Annotated in this window: 16 protein-coding genes and 1 tRNA gene; 12 read left to right on the top strand and 5 right to left on the bottom strand. The window is 67.4% G+C overall.

Going from position 1 to position 16,458, the window contains the following annotated elements; genetic code table 11:
- Positions 1-10: 10 nt before the first annotated feature.
- From mqo to BIU90_RS16460, 3 genes are all read left to right on the top strand, one after another.
- Positions 11-1,507: a malate dehydrogenase (quinone) gene (gene mqo / locus BIU90_RS16470; RefSeq protein WP_302847401.1), complete on the top strand. Its 1,497-nt coding sequence runs from the start codon at positions 11-13 to the stop codon at positions 1,505-1,507.
- On the top strand, positions 1,504-3,372 hold the full coding sequence (locus BIU90_RS16465; RefSeq protein ID WP_071301316.1) for a phosphoenolpyruvate carboxykinase (GTP): 1,869 nt from the start codon (positions 1,504-1,506) through the stop codon (positions 3,370-3,372). Before mqo ends, BIU90_RS16465 begins: the two co-directional genes overlap by 4 nt.
- Positions 3,373-3,875: 503 nt before the next feature.
- Positions 3,876-4,178, top strand: coding sequence for a hypothetical protein (locus tag BIU90_RS16460; RefSeq protein WP_139195334.1), 303 nt, complete (start codon positions 3,876-3,878; stop codon positions 4,176-4,178).
- Here BIU90_RS16460 and BIU90_RS16455 read toward each other — a convergent pair.
- A complete protein-coding gene (locus BIU90_RS16455; RefSeq protein ID WP_139195333.1) occupies positions 4,175-4,456 on the bottom strand; it encodes an XRE family transcriptional regulator in 282 nt (93 codons plus the stop codon). The two genes, BIU90_RS16460 and BIU90_RS16455, sit on opposite strands and share 4 nt — an antisense overlap.
- 65 nt (positions 4,457-4,521) lie before the next feature.
- Here BIU90_RS16455 and BIU90_RS16450 point away from each other — a divergent pair, with 65 nt between their 5' ends.
- The 3 genes from BIU90_RS16450 (at position 4,522) to BIU90_RS16440 (ending at position 9,831) form a co-directional block, all read left to right on the top strand.
- Positions 4,522-5,391, top strand: coding sequence for a hypothetical protein (locus BIU90_RS16450; protein ID WP_139195332.1), 870 nt, complete (start codon positions 4,522-4,524; stop codon positions 5,389-5,391).
- A 1,474-nt stretch (positions 5,392-6,865) separates the two neighbouring features.
- Positions 6,866-7,912 (top strand): hypothetical protein, encoded by a 1,047-nt coding sequence (locus BIU90_RS16445; RefSeq protein ID WP_139195331.1) that lies wholly within the window; start codon positions 6,866-6,868, stop codon positions 7,910-7,912.
- Positions 7,909-9,831: a hypothetical protein gene (locus tag BIU90_RS16440; protein WP_139195330.1), complete on the top strand. Its 1,923-nt coding sequence runs from the start codon at positions 7,909-7,911 to the stop codon at positions 9,829-9,831. Before BIU90_RS16445 ends, BIU90_RS16440 begins: the two co-directional genes overlap by 4 nt.
- A 269-nt stretch (positions 9,832-10,100) precedes the next feature.
- On the opposite strand, the gene BIU90_RS16435 is transcribed toward BIU90_RS16440, so the two are convergent.
- Positions 10,101-10,190 (bottom strand) — tRNA-Ser (locus tag BIU90_RS16435).
- Between the two features lie 143 nt (positions 10,191-10,333).
- Between BIU90_RS16435 and BIU90_RS16430 the strand changes: the two genes are divergently transcribed.
- Complete coding sequence (locus BIU90_RS16430) at positions 10,334-11,329, top strand: SGNH/GDSL hydrolase family protein (protein WP_071301310.1); 996 nt, start codon at positions 10,334-10,336, stop codon at positions 11,327-11,329.
- Positions 11,330-11,338: 9 nt separating this feature from the next.
- The gene (radA, locus tag BIU90_RS16425) at positions 11,339-12,700 is read left to right on the top strand and encodes a DNA repair protein RadA (RefSeq protein WP_071301309.1); all 1,362 of its coding nucleotides are present in this window, start codon (positions 11,339-11,341) and stop codon (positions 12,698-12,700) included.
- Between the two features lie 38 nt (positions 12,701-12,738).
- On the opposite strand, the gene BIU90_RS16420 is transcribed toward radA, so the two are convergent.
- Complete coding sequence (locus BIU90_RS16420; RefSeq protein ID WP_071301504.1) at positions 12,739-13,122, bottom strand: SseB family protein; 384 nt, start codon at positions 13,120-13,122, stop codon at positions 12,739-12,741.
- Positions 13,123-13,403: 281 nt separating this feature from the next.
- Here BIU90_RS16420 and BIU90_RS16415 point away from each other — a divergent pair, with 281 nt between their 5' ends.
- Positions 13,404-13,610 (top strand): cold-shock protein, encoded by a 207-nt coding sequence (locus BIU90_RS16415; protein WP_056126521.1) that lies wholly within the window; start codon positions 13,404-13,406, stop codon positions 13,608-13,610.
- A 116-nt stretch (positions 13,611-13,726) separates the two neighbouring features.
- Complete coding sequence (locus BIU90_RS18835; protein WP_083404032.1) at positions 13,727-14,251, top strand: hypothetical protein; 525 nt, start codon at positions 13,727-13,729, stop codon at positions 14,249-14,251.
- 26 nt (positions 14,252-14,277) lie between these two features.
- Here BIU90_RS18835 and BIU90_RS16405 read toward each other — a convergent pair whose 3' ends face one another.
- Together BIU90_RS16405 and BIU90_RS16400 are read right to left on the bottom strand one after the other, a co-directional pair.
- Positions 14,278-14,982, bottom strand: coding sequence for a hypothetical protein (locus BIU90_RS16405; protein WP_071301308.1), 705 nt, complete (start codon positions 14,980-14,982; stop codon positions 14,278-14,280).
- 64 nt (positions 14,983-15,046) lie between these two features.
- Complete coding sequence (locus tag BIU90_RS16400) at positions 15,047-15,589, bottom strand: amino-acid N-acetyltransferase (protein ID WP_071301307.1); 543 nt, start codon at positions 15,587-15,589, stop codon at positions 15,047-15,049.
- Between the two features lie 91 nt (positions 15,590-15,680).
- Here BIU90_RS16400 and BIU90_RS16395 point away from each other — a divergent pair, with 91 nt between their 5' ends.
- The gene (locus tag BIU90_RS16395; RefSeq protein WP_071301306.1) at positions 15,681-16,133 is read left to right on the top strand and encodes an SRPBCC family protein; all 453 of its coding nucleotides are present in this window, start codon (positions 15,681-15,683) and stop codon (positions 16,131-16,133) included.
- Between the two features lie 68 nt (positions 16,134-16,201).
- Positions 16,202-16,390: a hypothetical protein gene (locus BIU90_RS19075; RefSeq protein ID WP_071301305.1), complete on the top strand. Its 189-nt coding sequence runs from the start codon at positions 16,202-16,204 to the stop codon at positions 16,388-16,390.
- The last annotated feature ends 68 nt before the right edge of the window (positions 16,391-16,458 follow it).

Here is a 16,458-nt window from a genome sequence, read left to right as displayed (position 1 = left end):
GGGAACACCCGTGAGCGAGACAGCAGACGTCGTCCTGATCGGCGGCGGAGTGATGAGCGCCACTCTCGGCGCGATGCTGAGTCGGCTCGAGCCGACCTGGACCATCCACATCTACGAGAGCGGCCCCAAGCTCGCACTGGAGAGCAGCGGGCCGTGGCGGAACGCCGGGACAGGACACAGCGGCCTCTGCGAACTCAACTACATGCCCGAGGGGCCGCACGGCGAGCTCGACGGCACGAAGGCGACCACCATCAACGCCCAGTTCCAGCTGAGCCGTGAGTTCTGGTCCACCTTGGTCCGGGAAGCGACGTTGCCGGAACCCCACACGTTCATCAACTCCGTGCCCCACATGACCTTCGTGCGCGGCGACGCCGACGTCGACTACCTGCGCCGGCGCTTCGAGATCTTGCGGACGCGTCCACTCTTCGCGGAAATGGAGCACACCACCGACACCGCGCAGATCGCCGAGTGGGCGCCGCTGCTTACCCAAGAACGCGGTGCCGAACCGATCGCCGCGACCCGGTCGACCGCCGGCACGGACGTCGACTTCGGGAGGCTCACAGAGGCTCTCGTGACCGACATCGAGCACCGCGGCGGCGTCGTCCGAACCAACGCGAAAATAGTCGGTCTACGGCGACCGCAGCACGGTCCATGGTCGGTGACGGTCCGCGCGGCGGGCGAGGCAACACGGAGCGTCTCAGCGAGGTTCGTGTTCGTCGGCGCGGGCGGGGCATCGCTCAGCCTTCTGCAGCAATCCGGAATTCCCGAGATCCGGGGGTACGGCGGATTCCCCATCTCAGGCCTGTTCCTGAAGACCACGGCGCCCGCCATCGTCGAACAGCACCACGCGAAGGTGTACGGCAAGGCCGCGGTCGGTGCCCCGCCGATGTCCGTTCCCCACCTCGACACCCGCGTCGTCAACGGCCAGCGTTCCCTGCTGTTCGGCCCGTACGCCGGATTCAGTCCCAAGTTCCTCATCGGCGGCCGCGTCACCGACCTACCCGGCTCGATCAGGGGACACAACCTCGGCCCGCTGCTCTCAGTCGCCGCCGGCAACCCCGGCCTCCTCAAGTACCTCGTAGGAGAGATCCTCGCCAGCCGGCGCAAACGCGACGGTGCCCTCCGCGACTTCGTCCCGAACCTGCAGGCCGACGACTGGGAGCTGATCACCGCCGGTCAACGCGTCCAAGTCATCAAGCCCGACTCACGCGGCCGCGGATCCCTTCAATTCGGCACCGAAGTCGTCGTTGGCGGCAATGGCAGCATCGCCGGCCTGCTCGGGGCCTCACCCGGAGCGTCGACCGCAGTCGCGATCATGCTCGACCTGCTCCGACGGTGCTTCCCCGGGCGCTGGGACGGCTGGCAGCCGACACTCGACGCCCTCATCCCCTCGCACCGCCACGACCTCACCACCGACCCCGCTCGCGCCGAAGCCTCCATCGCCACCACCGCTGACACGCTCAAGCTCACTCAGGTCAGGCACCGTAACGGAAGGACTGCCCCATGACCATCACCCCGCCCTCCGACACCATCACCCCGGCAGACGTCCGCGCCGACATCGCCGACTGGGTCATCGAAGTCGCGGGTCTCACCCAGCCGAGCGACATCCGATGGTTCGACGGTTCCGACCAGCAGCGAGCCGCTATCGCCGACGAGATGGTCGCCGCCGGCACCCTTATCCGGCTGAACGAGGACCTCCGCCCGAACAGCTTCCTCGCACGCTCTGCACCGGAGGACGTCGCACGGGTCGAGGAGCGGACCTTCATCTGCTCCTTGGACCGGGACGACGCGGGCCCGACGAACAACTGGCGAGCCCCCGCGGCGATGAAGGACGAGCTCCGCAGCCTGTTCGACGGCAGCATGCGCGGTCGGACCATGTGGGTCGTGCCGTTCTCCATGGGCCCCGTCGGGGGAGCGATCTCGCAGATCGGGATCCAAGTCACCGACTCCCCATACGCGGTGCTCAGTATGGCGATGATGACGCGCGCCGGATCCGAAGCGCTCGAGGCGATCGGCCACGACACCGAGTGGGTCCCGGCCCTCCACAGCGTCGGCTACCCGCTCGAGACCGAAGGTGGCATCGCCCGATCGGACGTCGCCTGGCCGCACAACCCGGTGAAGTACATCTCGCACTTCCCGGAGACGCGCGAGATCTGGTCGTTCGGATCGGGGTACGGCGGAAACGCGCTGCTCGGCAAGAAGTGCTTCTCGTTGCGCATCGCGTCGGCGATGGCACGCGACGACGGTTGGCTCGCCGAGCACATGCTCCTGATCAAGGTGACCACTCCCGAGGACGCGGTGTTCCACGTCGCCGCAGCGTTCCCGTCCGCTTGCGGCAAGACGAACCTCGCGATGATGACCCCGTCGATCCCCGGCTGGAAGGTCGAAACCATCGGCGACGACATCGCGTGGATGCGTCCCGGAACCGATGGCCGCCTCCGCGCCATCAACCCGGAACGAGGGTTCTTCGGCGTCGCACCCGGCACCGGATACACCACGAACCCGACCGCGGTGCACACGCTCTGGGGGAACGCGATCTTCACCAACGTGGCACTCACAGACGACGGCGACATCTGGTGGGAGGGTCTCACCGATGAGGCGCCCGCGCACCTGATCGACTGGCAGGGCAACGACTGGACGCCGAACGCCGGTCGCCCCGCGGCGCACCCCAACGCACGGTTCACTGTCGCAGCCGACCAGTGCCCCTCGATCGCGGACGACTGGGACGCGGCAGACGGCGTGCCCGTCGATGCGATCCTCTTCGGCGGGCGTCGCGCAACGAACGTGCCGCTCGTAATGCAGGCCCGCGATTGGGACCACGGCGTCTTCATGGGTGCAACGATCTCATCGGAGCAGACCGCCGCCGCAGAGGGCACGGTCGGAGAGCTCCGCCACGACCCATTCGCGATGCTGCCGTTCTGCGGGTACAACATGGCCGACTACTGGGCGCACTGGATTGAGATGCGGGATGTCCTGAACGGGAACACGCCCGAGGTCTTCCAGGTGAATTGGTTCCGGAAGGACGCGCGCGGCAAGTTCCTCTGGCCGGGATTCGCCGAGAACTCGCGGGTCATCGAGTGGATCATCCGACGCCTTGAGGGGAAGGTTGCCGGCGTCGTAGACGCCATCGGCCTGCTGCCGCGTCCGGACCAGATCGACACCGACGGCATCGACGTCTCACGGCGACAGCTCGAGCAGCTGTTCGAGATCGACCCGACGTCGTGGCTCCAGGAGTGCGACCAGCTAGACCGACTCTTCGACCGATTCGGCCACCGCGTGCCGGCGCAGCTGCGCACTCAGCTTGAACTGAATCGGTCCAACCTCCGTCACGCGCAGGACGACGCGGCGCCGTCTCTCCGCGGCCCTAGGTGAAGGTGATTCCGCGGCGTTGCAAGGAGGAGGTCATTGTCGTGCTTTCTGTTCGGGACGGTCAGTGAGATAAGGCGGCGGCATCACGCCACGCGGCGAGTGTGCCCATCAGCAGCGGAGCCAATCGCGCTCCGGATGGAGGACGACACGGATTGCCCTGGTGCCGCTAGTGGCACAGGGCATTGTGCGGCCGCAGTCGTCGCTGGTGAGGCCGACGACGAGGGATCCGGTCGTGATGCCGCCGACCGTGCCGATCGCGTTCGCGATGATCACTGCCGCGAGCGGGTTGTGCAGGGCACTTAAGGGTCCCGGAACCCACCAAGGGGGCTATGCTCGTTCTTATGAGCAATCGGGGATCGGACCCGAGACGGACGGACGGACGCTCCGCAGTAGGGGTCTCCTGGCCGACGAACGTAACCATTCCCTCCGGTGTGGCGGTCTGGGCACGGGAGCAAGCGGGACGGTTGACCATCAGCGGACGCGGGTCGGATGCGTCAGCGTTCCGGGTGGTCGACCTCAAGACGTGGGAATCCGTTTCGGACTTCTTCGGCGACCTCGTCGAGCGAGGCGCTCTCGATCGGCTTCTCGAGGAGCTCGCCGGGGACCGCTTCCGCGATGCGTCGCGACGTCGGCAGCCAATGCAGCCTGTGGCCCGGATGGATCCGAACGACCTTGCCACGTGGTCCCCGATGCAGATCCTCGCCGCGACGACCGCGGCCCGTTGGTCGTTGCCGGAAGCGTTGGGCGGCACGCCGGAGGAGATCCGCAGGGTGAACGGCGCCTTCCTCACCGTCGTTTGGGGGCTCTAATGAGCCTCGCGTCCAGGCCACAGTTCGGCGTCCAGGCCCGCTTCGAGCCGCGCAATGGTTGCCAAGTCCGGCCAGGCCTTCCCCGCGAGCACCGTGAGCAGGGTCACGTTACCCATGCCGACCTCGGCGGCGACAGACCGAACGCTCCGGCCGTTCATCGCCGCGCGGACGTTGACGACGAACTGCCGCGCCACCTCCGCGAGTGGGTCGGTCGCGGGGACCTCCGGCCAGGGCGCGCCGGCGAGCTCTACCGGCAGTTGCCGCATCGGACGTCCCATGGCCCCAGCGTATTGGGCGCCACCACCACGACACGTCATACCGGCTCGTACGAGGACGTCACGGCGTGCAAAACGGAGCGGCGACGGTGAGAGAAGACTCCGCGGGCGCTTACCGGCCGAAGCTGCCCGCCGATGACTGGGCAGCGATCGAGGAGTACGTGCGCAGCGTCATCGTCCGCGTCGAACCGGAGGTCGTTTACTCCGCCCGAGAGCTGTATCCGGCGGTCACACAACTCGTGCACTTCACTCGCACTTCATCCGCCCCGGTCGAAGACGACGTCGTGTTCGACCCGGTACATATCGGCCGGTTCATCAACCACCACCTTGCGTCCTACAACCGGGCGAGTCGGAACACCATCCGTGCACGGCTCCGTCGAGTGTCGGAAACGCTCCTCGGCGACGGTGCCGCAGGGAAGTTCAAGGCGCTCGGGAAGGCTGACGCCTCCAGGCCATACGTCCGGGCGGAACTCGCTGTCCTCGACGCATGGGCTTGGCAGCAGCGGACGATGGAGCGGCGCACGTCGGCGGGTGCACTGCTCGCGTTAGGGCTCGGCGCCGGATTGACCGGAGCGGAGATCATCGCAGCGCGCACGTCCGACATCACTGATGATGGGACGAGCGTCACCGTGCACGGCGCCGCTTCGCGGACCGTGCCGTTACTCCTCGAGTGGACCACCCGCATGCGGGAACGGACGGACTTCATCGGCTCCGACGGGTGGGTGTTCCGCGCGGAACAACGAGGTGGGAACACCAACCTCATCACCGACTTCGTCTCCCGGAAAGGCCCGACGGTCCAGCTCCAGGCGCGACGGATGCGCGCGACGTGGCTCGCGCACCACCTCGAAGCCGGAACGCCCCTGAAACGACTGCTCCGCGTCGCCGGACTACGATCCGCGGAAGCACTCGATCGAGTGCTTCCGTTCGTGGAGGAGTGAGCGAAGCAGCAGTGCCCGTTCATTCCGGAGCTCCTGCCAAACAGCGCGCCCATCGCCGTCGACGAGTACCGCAAAGCACGTCCATCGGGATGGGTGTGTCTCTACTCGCTTGTTGAGTACTACTGTTGTGGCGTATTGGGAACACTGCAACACGCGACAATCGTCCTGTATCCGGAACACACTGCGATCGAAGTCTTCCGTGACAGACGATGAGGCACGGTCATGGGACTCCCCATCGCCCAGGGGGTTCGAAGCGAGCCAAGATGGATCGCGAAGTACGGCGACCTTCGACACCCTACGGCGCGTCAGGCCTCGTCCACCCTCGCCGCCGGCGTCTTCTGGTCATCGATTGGAAGCCACGATCAACACTTTGGCATCACGCCGTTCGTTGATCGTCCAGCTGCGGGACCCCGGGCCATCCCCCGACGGCAAGATGGTCCGAGCTGTCAGAAGAGAAACCCAACCCCGTCAGGTGATCGTGGATCTGCTCGGCTCGACGCGGCGAAGCCATCACAGCTCCGTAGAAACTCCATGGAACGTCCTCTGCCCAATCTGCGTTGGTCGTGCTTGACGTGAGGACGGGACCCGCTGCCACGAGCGGATCTCCGTCGCGCCCGAAGTCCCACGCTCGAAGCACATCGCGATACGCCCGGAATTCTCGGAGGCCGAGACGAGGGCAGGTGCCAGTGGGAAGGATGAACTCCGAGCCAAACAGATCCGGAACCATCGCCCAGTCGCGGTACCAGCCCACACTCGTCAACCGACGCTCGAGGACTTTGCTCAGTACGGCCGAAAGCGTCCCCGGTTCGGGCGCGCGGGTATCGAGTGCGACAGCGACCGGACGACCAGCGGCACCCCGGCAGACCTGTCGCCAGAGGTCGTACCAGACACCTCCCGGCGCGACCGCCGGAATTGCATGAACCGCGATTGAGGCACCGATTGGATGCGCGTATCGGCGGCGCCGGACTATGAGTTCGTTGCCGTTGATACGCAGCCACGATGTGCGCGACGCGTCAACAGGACTCAGTGTGGTCATACCGACCGATATGCGGCGGAGACGCTACTCCGCGGGCCGGAGCGCTGGAGGCCACAAGCTCTCGGCGTTCTCTTGCTTGCCAGGGTGAACTGGACAGAGGACACCGTTACGGCACGGACCCGTGGCGGTGGGGATTCCGCACTTCTTCTGCATGGCCACGACTCTACGGCGCTGGGACCTGACCCCGCCAAGAACACGATGCTGAGCGTCGGGCCCGACATCGACGTCTGCCACGCGCGACGATGTCTGTGTGCGCACGCCGCCGCCTCGATATCTGGCGCATACCGGGTGAGGTCAGGGGTCCCGGTCTGTCAGGTCAGAGGTTGGTACGCCACGCGCCAACACGACACGCCCGAGCCTCGTCGACCGAAGTGATCTCTGATCTGGCATTTCTTTCGCAAGAACCAGCCGGTTCCGACGTCCGCGCATACAACGTTCGTGCAGAACCAGACCGATACCCCAGCGGCCAGCCCTTCCCCTGCGCCCATTTCTGTAGCACACTCTGATCCAAGAAACGAGCACAACACGCGGGTGCGGGAGGCTCTGATGCGATATCGCCCCGTCCACGTCGCGCCCGCGGACTGGCTCGCCGTACGGGACTTCGTCATCGACGCGGTCCTCGCACATGACCCTACCGATGCTCGAATCGCTATCGAACTCGTCTCGACTGTCGGACAGTACGTGCTCTGGGCGATGAACGAGCAGCACGCTCCGTTGGACAGGGATGACCTGTTCTACCCGTCGATGATGAACCGCTTCATCCGCAGCAGAACGGGCGCGGAGAGCACGCGAACGATGATGCGTTCACGGCTCTACCGTGTTGCGAACGCTGTCGCCGGTGTCGAACGTCACCGCGGTGGTGTGGGTGGCCGCCCGACGGCCCCGCTCGCCCCGTACTCGCGTCGTGAGCTCGCGGAGCTGGAGTCGTGGGCACGGACCGTCCGCAACCGCCAGAAGCGGCGTGCGGCGCACATAGCGCTCGCCTTCGCCGGCGGCGCCGGACTGACCACCGGTGAACTGCTCGACCTGCGCGGTGAGGATGCCTTCCGGACCGCACACGGCATCTCCGTTCGGGTCACCGGCCGGAACAGCGCACGCACCGTGCCCGTCCGGACCGACTGGGCGCACTACCTCGACCAGTACCTCGACACGTTTGTCGACGGTGAGCTGCTGCTGTACCCGACGAACACCGGCAAGGGGCGCCACACGGCGTTCCGGAGCGTCTATATGGGCGGGCATCCGGCGCCGAACCTCCAGCGGCTCCGCGACACTTGGATGCTCGATATCGTCAGCCGGTTCCCCATCCCGGTTGTGCTGGCAGTGGCCGGCGGCGGCCTCAACTCACTGCAGCGCTACCTCGACGCGGTCGCGCTGGACAGCGTCGACCAGTACGACACCGCACTCCGGGCGCCCGCCGAAAGCGCAAACTCTCGCAAGCGCGGGGCGGACGCGTCCCAGTTCCTCGGTACCGGTGACAACCGATGAGCGCAATCGACGACATGAACGCCTGGGACACACAGGTCGCCGCGAGCCTCCCACCGCAACGGGTCCCGTCCGGCGACGCGGTCACCGACCGGGAGGTCAGAGCCGGCAGTGGCGCGCAGAGCCTCATCGACGCCGACCTCGTCCTGACCTGGCTCAGCCGCGTGCACATGTCGAAGGTCGTGCCCGCCATCCAACGGTGGCGGGCCGACGACCGCGCCGCAGCAGGTTCGGCACCCGGAGGCCGGAAGGCGCACATCGACGACACGGTCATCCTCGTCATCGCGCTCATCCTCGTCATCGAAAACTCGACCGTCCGCGTCCGCGACATGGGTCGTGTGCTCGAATCGCGACTCACCCCGGAAGCACGCGAAGTCCTCGGCATCAGCCACCTCTACGACGGGAAGTACCGCGACTGGTACTTCCTCGCCTTCCGCGCCGTACACCGACTCATCGACACCTTCGACGGCTGGGACCGGAAGCGGTGGGCGTCGATGACACACGCCGAACGAACCAAGTGGGAGAAGAACCTCGACCTCGACCACGTCGACGTGATGCGCGCCCGCGGCGAGTGGTTCACCAACGCGCTCATCGAGATGACGCTGATGCAGCAGCCCCGGAAGTGGCGGCGCAAGCGGACCGCGTTGTCGGTCGACCAGACGACGATGCGTGCCGGGAGCCAGCAGTCCAGATGGCAACGCGACAAGTACACCAAGCAGGAACTGCCGATGGCCAACCACTACACCGGCAAGGAAGTCGACAAACCAGTCCTCGAGCTCGAAGCGGACCTCTTCCCTCGGAAGAAGAGCCGCAAGAACCGCGACGCCGCAGCAGAAGGGGGAACCATCAAGGCTTCCGACTGGGAGATGGTGTTCATGGCGAACATCATCATCGACGTCCACGAGGACCCCACCGGAGACCACGAAGGCGCTCCCCCACAGCTGGTTCGCGCGGCGAGCCTCGGCACACCGAATAAGCGCGTTGGTGAGCACACCATCGCCCTCGTGGACTCGCTCCTCGACCGTGGATACGACATCACCCGCCTCGTCTTTGACCGCGGCTACAGCGGGCTCACCGCCGAGAAGTTCCACCAGCCCCTCGCCGACCGAAACATCGACGTCGTGAAGGACTACATCGGAGGAAAGCACAACTCGCAACTCGGCATCAGCAACGGTGTCGGCGGTGCCCCCTTCGCCGACGACCGCTACTTCTGCGCCGGTACACCGAAGGACCTCCTTGAGACCGGCAAAGACTTCGACGAAGGCTCCATCACCGAAGAGCAGCACTGGAAGAACCTCCGCACACGCGAGGACTACGAACTGCACCTGCACGACCGTGCAAAAGACGGGTCGAAGATGCGGTTCTCCTGCCCGGCCCTCGGCCCGTCACCGACCGTCGACTGCCCGCTGCGGGAACTCCACGCCAAAGCCAAGCCGTCCGAGGAGGCCGACCGGCCCCGCATCTACGAGCGGGACATGCCGCAACTCGCCGAAGATAACCGAGTCTGCTGCCAGAACACCATCACGGTGAAGTCGAGCGACAACGTCAAGAACCGGCAGAAGCTCCGCTGGCACAGCAAGGACTGGTTCCGCACCTACCGTGTCGGGAGGAACGCGATGGAGAGCCTGAACGACACCGTCAAGGACGACATCGAGCTCGACAAGTCATCGCACCGACCCATGCGTGGCATGGCCGCTCAGCAGTTCGCGTTCGCGCTCCTCATGGTCGCCACGAACATGAAACGCATCATCCAGTTCGAACATGAGCTCTACATCCTCGACAAGCGCGCCCAAGAAGGGCGGCCGCCTCAGCCGCGCAAGCAGAAGCACGAACGCCTGCAGCGCCGACGCGACCGGCTCGGACGCTCCAACTACAAGCGCAACCCCGACCCGGTGAAGCTCGTACCGATGCCGCGGACGTAGGCCGGTACGGAGCCTCACGCAACTCATCAAGCACCACCAGCACCCCGGACGCTCCAACGCGCCTGAAAACGCTCCGCCAGCGTCCGGGGTGCTTCAGCGCGCCCAAAAACGCCGTCACGCCCGTTTGGTTCCGCCAGTCCTACGGACCAGCGAGTCAAATCGCGTCGCCGAACGCCAGCGGAACCAGAAGAACCCCCGGCCTGAGCCGGGGGTTCTTCTTTTGGGCCGAGTTTCGCAAACCGTTGAGGCTAGAAACACAAACGGCCCTGTGGCGGTACCGGTGGGATTTGAACCCACGGTGGAGTTGCCCCCACACATGTTTTCGAGACATGATCCTTCGGCCGCTCGGACACGGTACCGGGAGAGAGTTTACACGATCCGGGAGGCCCCCCGCGACACCGCAGGACGGCCCACCCTCCACAGGCGGTCACCCCCAGGGCGCTCCGCACCGACACAGGATCCGCCCTGATCCGACGAGTGCTGCGGGCGTACCGTCGACGACATGAAGTCCCGCACGCTCATCGCACTGCTCTCCTCGATCGGCGGCGGCCTGGTGGTCGCCGGTGGCGCGGCCCTCGGCGCCCGAGCCGGCGTCAAGGGACAGCGCGCCGCCTCCCAACGCGTCGTCGAGATGCTGCCGACGCACGCCGAGTGGTGGCGCGAACGGCTCCACCACGAGGGACAGCTCACGTACCTGGCGATCGGCGACTCAGCCGCCCAGGGTGTCGGAGCGACGGTGCCCTCCCGCGGGTACGTCGGCCTGCTCGCGCGCCGGATCAAGCACCGCTCGCGCATGACCGTCCGCATGGTGAACCTCAGCGTCTCGGGGGCGACGACCTGGGGCGCCAAGAAGGACCAACTGCCGAAGCTGCGCGGCTTCGCGCCCGACGTCTGCACGGTGTCGATCGGCGCCAACGACATCGCGGACTTCCACCCGGACAAGTTCGAGCGGAACATCCGGGCCATCTACGCCGCCGTGCCCTCGCACGCGGTGGTGGCCGAGCTGCCGTGCATGTTCTCCCCCGACCGCGAACGCAAGGTCGCCGTCGCGAACGAGATCATCCACCGCGTGGCCGACGAACTCGGGCTGACCGTGGCACCGCTGCACACGATCACCAAGCGGGTCGGCATCCGCCGCACGTTCTTCAACACCTACGGCGACCTGTTCCACCCGAACGACCGCGGGTACGAGATCTGGGCCAGCGCCTTCGAGCCGGCGATCGACGCCCGTGTGGACACCGTCGCCGCGATCCGGCACTACCTGTCGGCACGAGAGGCCGAGGACCTCGGGCGCGAGGCCGGTGCCGTGGCGAACGCGCGCGCCGAGCAGGACACCGCCGGTGCCGACGACATCGAGCACGCCCACCGCCCCGGCCGGATGGACCGCCTGCGCGAACGGGTGACCGGTTCGATCCCGATCCCGGGCGCGCAGGACCGCACCGGCACCGGCTCGGAGGGGCCTGCGAGCCGGTCCGGTGATGTCGGCGGCGCGGCCTAACCTCGTCCCATGGCCCGCCCCCAGTCGACCTTCCGCTGCTCCGAGTGCGGCTGGACCACGATCAAGTGGGTCGGCCGCTGCGGCGAGTGCCAGTCGTGGGGCACGGTCGAGGACACCTCCGCCGCCACGGCGAGCGTCCGTGGCACCAGTGCCGTGGCCGTCGCGGGCACCCGTGTCGCCCAGCCGATCACCCAGGCACGCGTGGGTGCCGTCCCGCGCTGGCGCAGCGGCATCGGTGAGTTCGACCGCGTGCTCGGCGGCGGGATCGTCCCGGGCGCTGCGGTCCTGCTGAGCGGTGAGCCCGGCGTCGGCAAGTCGACGCTGCTGCTCGAAGTGGCCTCACGCGCCGCGGCCGAGGGCAAGCGCGTGCTCTACGTCAGCGCCGAAGAGTCCGTCGACCAGGTCCGCCTGCGTGCTGAGCGCACCGGGGCCATGCACGACGAGCTGTTCCTGGCGAGCGAGGTCGACCTCGGCGTCATCCTCGGGCAGATCGACCAGGTGCAGCCGGACCTGCTCATCGCCGACTCCGTGCAGACGATCTCGTCCGCGTCGGTCGACGGCATCGCGGGGGGCACCTCCCAGGTGCGTGAAGTCGCGTCGACCCTGATCCGCGAAGCCAAGCAGCGCAACCTGCCCGTGCTCATCGTCGGGCACGTCACCAAGGACGGCTCGATCGCCGGACCGCGGTTGCTCGAACACCTGGTCGACGTCGTCTGTCACTTCGAGGGCGACCGCCAGACGGCGCTCCGGTTCGTCCGCGCCCTGAAGAACCGCTTCGGTCCCACGGACGAGGTCGGCTGCTTCGACATGGCGGGTGACGGCATCCACGAGGTCCCGGACCCGAGCGGCCTGTTCATGTCCCGCAACGGCACACCCGTGTCCGGCACGTGCATCACCGTCGCGATGGAGGGCCGTCGGGCGCTGCCCGTCGAGGTCCAGGCGCTCGTCGTCCCGACGTCCGCGCCGCAGCCCCGCCGGGTCGTCAACGGCGTCGATGCCTCCCGTGTCGCGATGCTGCTGGCGGTGCTGGAACGTCGCGCCGGCATCAAGTTCTCCGACGCCGACGTCTACGTGTCCACGGTGGGTGGGATGAAGCTGACCGAACCGGGCGCCGACCTCGCCATCGTGCTCGCCCTCGCCAGCGCCGCCAGGGACCGCCCCTACCCGCACACCCTCGCGGCGATCGGCGAGATCAGCCTCGCGGGTGAGATCCGTCCGGCGACGGGCGCCAAGCAGCGTGCGAGCGAAGCCCGGCGCCTCGGCTTCACGACCGTGCTCGGTGCCGACGCCGAGCACTTGCGCGAAGCCCTCCGCGTCGCGTTCTCGATGACGAAGTCCGTCCGCGAACGCGAACTCGACGCTGCCTTCTGACGTTCGACCCTGGCGATGAGCCAGGGCACGTCACGCAGTCAGGCGCGCAATGCGGCCAGCAGGTCCGCCGGCTCGGCCTGCATCGTGTACGGCCCGGCGATGTCGAAGAACACACCCTCGAGCGAGTCCAGGTGCGCCGCCAGGAACTCCTCCAGCCGCGCCGCGTCGTAGACCATGACCTGCCGGACCTTCTCGTCCGGGACCATCGCCGTGTAGGCGTCCGCCGACGAGAACAGCAGCAGGATGCGCTGCTCCGAGCCCTCCCGCCCGAACACCCGCACCTGCATGTCCTTCTTGCCGGTGACCAGCCGCGGCACGATCACGATGTCGTTCCGCAGCGCGTACGCCACCGCTGCCACGTCCTGCTTCGCGAGCGCGTCCTCGAGCTGTTCGCTCCGGAAACGCTGTTCCTTCTCTGCCATCACGATCAAGTTCACCAGATTTCGCCGAAACCGGCGACCGCGTCTGGCCCTTCCCCCGCAGACACGCTACGTTGGTCACACCGCTTCGGCGGCGCCCAACGTCCGACCGAGGTGGTTTCGCCCCTCAGCCGGACACACGGGTCACTGGCCTCCGGGCCTGACCCCGAACCCGTCCCGCCGGCACCTGCCCGCGTGGCGCATCACCCTCGTCGACATACGACGAGGCTCCGTCTGCGTGTCATACCGCGATGGAAAGCAAGAACAGTTAAGGAAACGCCATCATGGCAACTGGAACCGTCAAGTGGTTTAACAACGAAAAGGGCTTCGGGTTCATCGCCCCGGACGACAACAGCGCCGACGTCTTCGCGCACTTCTCGGCGATCTCGGGCAGCGGCTACCGCGGCCTCGAAGAGAACCAGAAGGTGGAGTTCGAGATCACTGAGGGCCGCAAGGGCCCGCAGGCGGAGAACATCACCGTCATCGGCTGAACCCCAGGGGAACGCTGACCGTCATCCGGTCGGCTGACCCCGAACACGACCGCGGTCGGACTCGATCGAACCTTCGTCATGACGAAGTTCGATCGGCCGGCCGCGATCGTGTTTGTATGACCAATCGCAGCACAGACACACGCACCACAAACGCCAACACCACCGGCACGAGCACCACGAACGCCCGCACCACCATGACCCGGCGCACCACCGCCGCCCGCATCGCCGCCGCGGCCGTCCTCGGCGCAGCAGCCCTCGCACTGACGGGCTGCGCGCAGATCAACCAGCAGGTCGGCGATGCCTGGTCCGTCACGTACGAAGTCACCGTCGACTCCCCGGACGCGGCCACCCTGCACGACGTCGCCTACCTCGGTGCCGAGAAGCGTGGCGAAGCCGCCGAGCGGCAGACCCTGTCGACCGCGTCCACCAAGCCCGGCGCCGGCAACGGTTCTGCGGGCGCGGCCTGGACGCACGAGACGATCGTCCTCGCGACCGATCCGGCCTCGGTCCAGGCGACCCCGTCGGACGGGCAGACGGCCACCTGCCGCATCCTGCTCGACGGCAAGCGGGTGATCGCCGAAGAGCAGGGCCAGCCCGGTCAGCCCGTCAGCTGCAAGACGACGACGCCGGAGTTCGACTGACGACCCCCGGACGCGAAGCGGCTGCCTCAGTTCAGGACGAACTGCGCCGAGTCGGCCGACGTGATGTTCCCCACCGACACCGACAGGTGGTAGCTCGCTCCCCCACCGGTCACCGACGGCCGCGAGGAGTCGCACGTGGTCGTCGACGAACGGGTCCGGTCCCAGGCGATCGCCGGCGTGGTCAGGGTCTGCCCGGCCTTGATCGTCACGTCCTGGCTCGTCCCACCGGTCTGGCAGTCCTTCGAGGACCAGTACTGCTCGGCGCCGGAGCTGATCGTCAGCACCTGCTGCGCCGAGCCGAGGTCCATGTGGCAGGACTTCGACCCGCTGTTCTCGATCGACATGGCGACCTTCGGGTCCTCGGTTGGGCCGTAGGCGCTCTTGTCGAGCACGGGCTTCAGGGCGATCTGCCCCTTGGAGCACGTCGCACCGTCGGCCGCCGCCCCATCCGAGGACGACGACCCGGCAGAAGCCGACGCTGACGGGTCAGCCGACGGCCCGGACGACGGCGCGGACGAAGCAGAAGCCGCAGCCGATGGCGACGCCGGAACGGTCGGAGCAGCAGACGACGCCGAGGGGGACGGTGCGGCCGCCGGAGCGCCGTTGCCGCGGCCGACGACGATGAGCACGATGACGACGACGATCACGGCGATGACGCCGAGGACGGTCAGACGGCGGCGCCAGTACACGCCCGGCTTCTGCGGGCCCACGGGGTGACGGAACGACGACATGCGCACAGGGTAGACACCGCCGCGCGTCCGACGAGGGAACCCCGCCGACGAGCGACCGAAAGCGTCAGAGGATCTTCAGCATGCGGGTGTTGCCGAGCGTGTTCGGCTTGACCCGCGCCAGGTCGAGGAACTCCGCGACGCCCTCGTCCGAGGACCGCACCAGCTCCGCGTAGACCGACGGAGACACGACTTCCTCGCCGATCTCCAGGTACCCGTGCTTGGCGAAGAAGTCGACCTCGAACGTCAGGCAGAAGATGCGTGCGACGCCGAGCTCGCGGGCGTCGTGCTCGAGCGCCTCGAGCATGCGGTGCCCCACCCGCTTGTGGATCCAGTCCGCGTCGAGCGCGAGCGTGCGGACCTCGGCGATGTCGTCCCAGAAGACGGCGAGGGCGCCGCACCCGATCGGGGTGCCGTCCGGCCCCTCGGCGATCCGGAACTGCTGGATCGAGCCGTAGAGCGCGACGTTCTCCTTGCCGAGCAGGATCCGCCGGTCGACGTACGGGGCGATGAGCCGCTGGATGTGCGGGACGTCCGACGCCAGCGCCGGGCGCACCAGGATCCCGTGGTCGTCCCGTTCGTGGAACGCGTGCTTCCCGTGCTCAGCCATCGCGACAACCCTAGACCGACGAACCGGAACCGCGTGCCTGGGGGACACCAGCCTGTGCTGTGCCCAGCGCCCGCCGCCTACCGTCGGGGACATGCCCCAGATCATCGAGACCATCGACGTCAACGTCCCCGTCAGCGCCGCCTACGGGCAGTGGACCCGCTTCGAGGAGTTCCCGCACTTCCTCGACGAGGTCGAGAAGATCGTCCAGGTGGACGACACCACGACCGACTGGACCGTCAAGGTCGCCGGCCAGGAGCGCCAGTTCCGCGCCGTCATCACCGAGCAGCACCCCGACGAGCGCGTCGCCTGGACCGTGAAGGACGGCGACACCGACCATGCCGGCGTCGTCACGTTCCACAAGCTCTCCGACCACGAGACCCGCGTCACCGCGCAGATCGACTGGGAGCCCTCCGGCTTCCTCGAGAAGCTCGGCTCGGCGGTCGGCGTCGGTGGCCACGCCGTCAAGAAGGACCTGCAGAACTACAAGGAGCGCGTCGAGTCGGCGCCCACCGATGCCGGTTGGCGCGGTGACGTCCAGGCCTGAGCCTGACCACGATCGACGGAGCCCCCGTGCTGGGAACGGCACGGGGGCTCCGGCGTACCGTCCGGCACATGGACAAGGACACCAACCCGGAACACCGCGAGGACAACGGGTCCCTCGCCGATCTCAACGACGAGTCGATCGGGCACCCCTTCGACCAGACCAACGGTCTGGCCGACGGGCTGACCGGTGACTCCGACGGCACTGCCGACAGCGACGTCGCGAGCGACGCCGAACGCGGCGACGAGCCGCTGGTCTGATCGCGACCATCAGACAGACGGGAGGCCCGGTGCCAGCTGGCACCGGGCCTCCCGTCTGTCGTGCGGTG

It is taken from the genome of Curtobacterium sp. MCBA15_001 (genome assembly GCF_001864835.1).
Lineage (GTDB): Bacteria > Actinomycetota > Actinomycetes > Actinomycetales > Microbacteriaceae > Curtobacterium.
This window is presented reverse-complemented; position numbering and strand designations above follow the sequence as displayed.

Coding starts and splice junctions, on each gene's coding strand:
- BIU90_RS16420 (WP_071301504.1), bottom strand. CDS start 13,122: ATGGCAGAGAAGGAACAGCGTTTCCGGAGCGAACAGCTCGAGGACGCG.
- BIU90_RS16465 (WP_071301316.1), top strand. CDS start 1,504: ATGACCATCACCCCGCCCTCCGACACCATCACCCCGGCAGACGTCCGC.
- BIU90_RS18835 (WP_083404032.1), top strand. CDS start 13,727: ATGACCAATCGCAGCACAGACACACGCACCACAAACGCCAACACCACC.
- BIU90_RS16415 (WP_056126521.1), top strand. CDS start 13,404: ATGGCAACTGGAACCGTCAAGTGGTTTAACAACGAAAAGGGCTTCGGG.
- BIU90_RS19075 (WP_071301305.1), top strand. CDS start 16,202: ATGGACAAGGACACCAACCCGGAACACCGCGAGGACAACGGGTCCCTC.
- BIU90_RS16405 (WP_071301308.1), bottom strand. CDS start 14,982: ATGTCGTCGTTCCGTCACCCCGTGGGCCCGCAGAAGCCGGGCGTGTAC.
- BIU90_RS16455 (WP_139195333.1), bottom strand. CDS start 4,456: ATGGGACGTCCGATGCGGCAACTGCCGGTAGAGCTCGCCGGCGCGCCC.
- BIU90_RS16400 (WP_071301307.1), bottom strand. CDS start 15,589: ATGGCTGAGCACGGGAAGCACGCGTTCCACGAACGGGACGACCACGGG.
- BIU90_RS16440 (WP_139195330.1), top strand. CDS start 7,909: ATGAGCGCAATCGACGACATGAACGCCTGGGACACACAGGTCGCCGCG.
- BIU90_RS16430 (WP_071301310.1), top strand. CDS start 10,334: ATGAAGTCCCGCACGCTCATCGCACTGCTCTCCTCGATCGGCGGCGGC.
- BIU90_RS16395 (WP_071301306.1), top strand. CDS start 15,681: ATGCCCCAGATCATCGAGACCATCGACGTCAACGTCCCCGTCAGCGCC.
- radA (WP_071301309.1), top strand. CDS start 11,339: ATGGCCCGCCCCCAGTCGACCTTCCGCTGCTCCGAGTGCGGCTGGACC.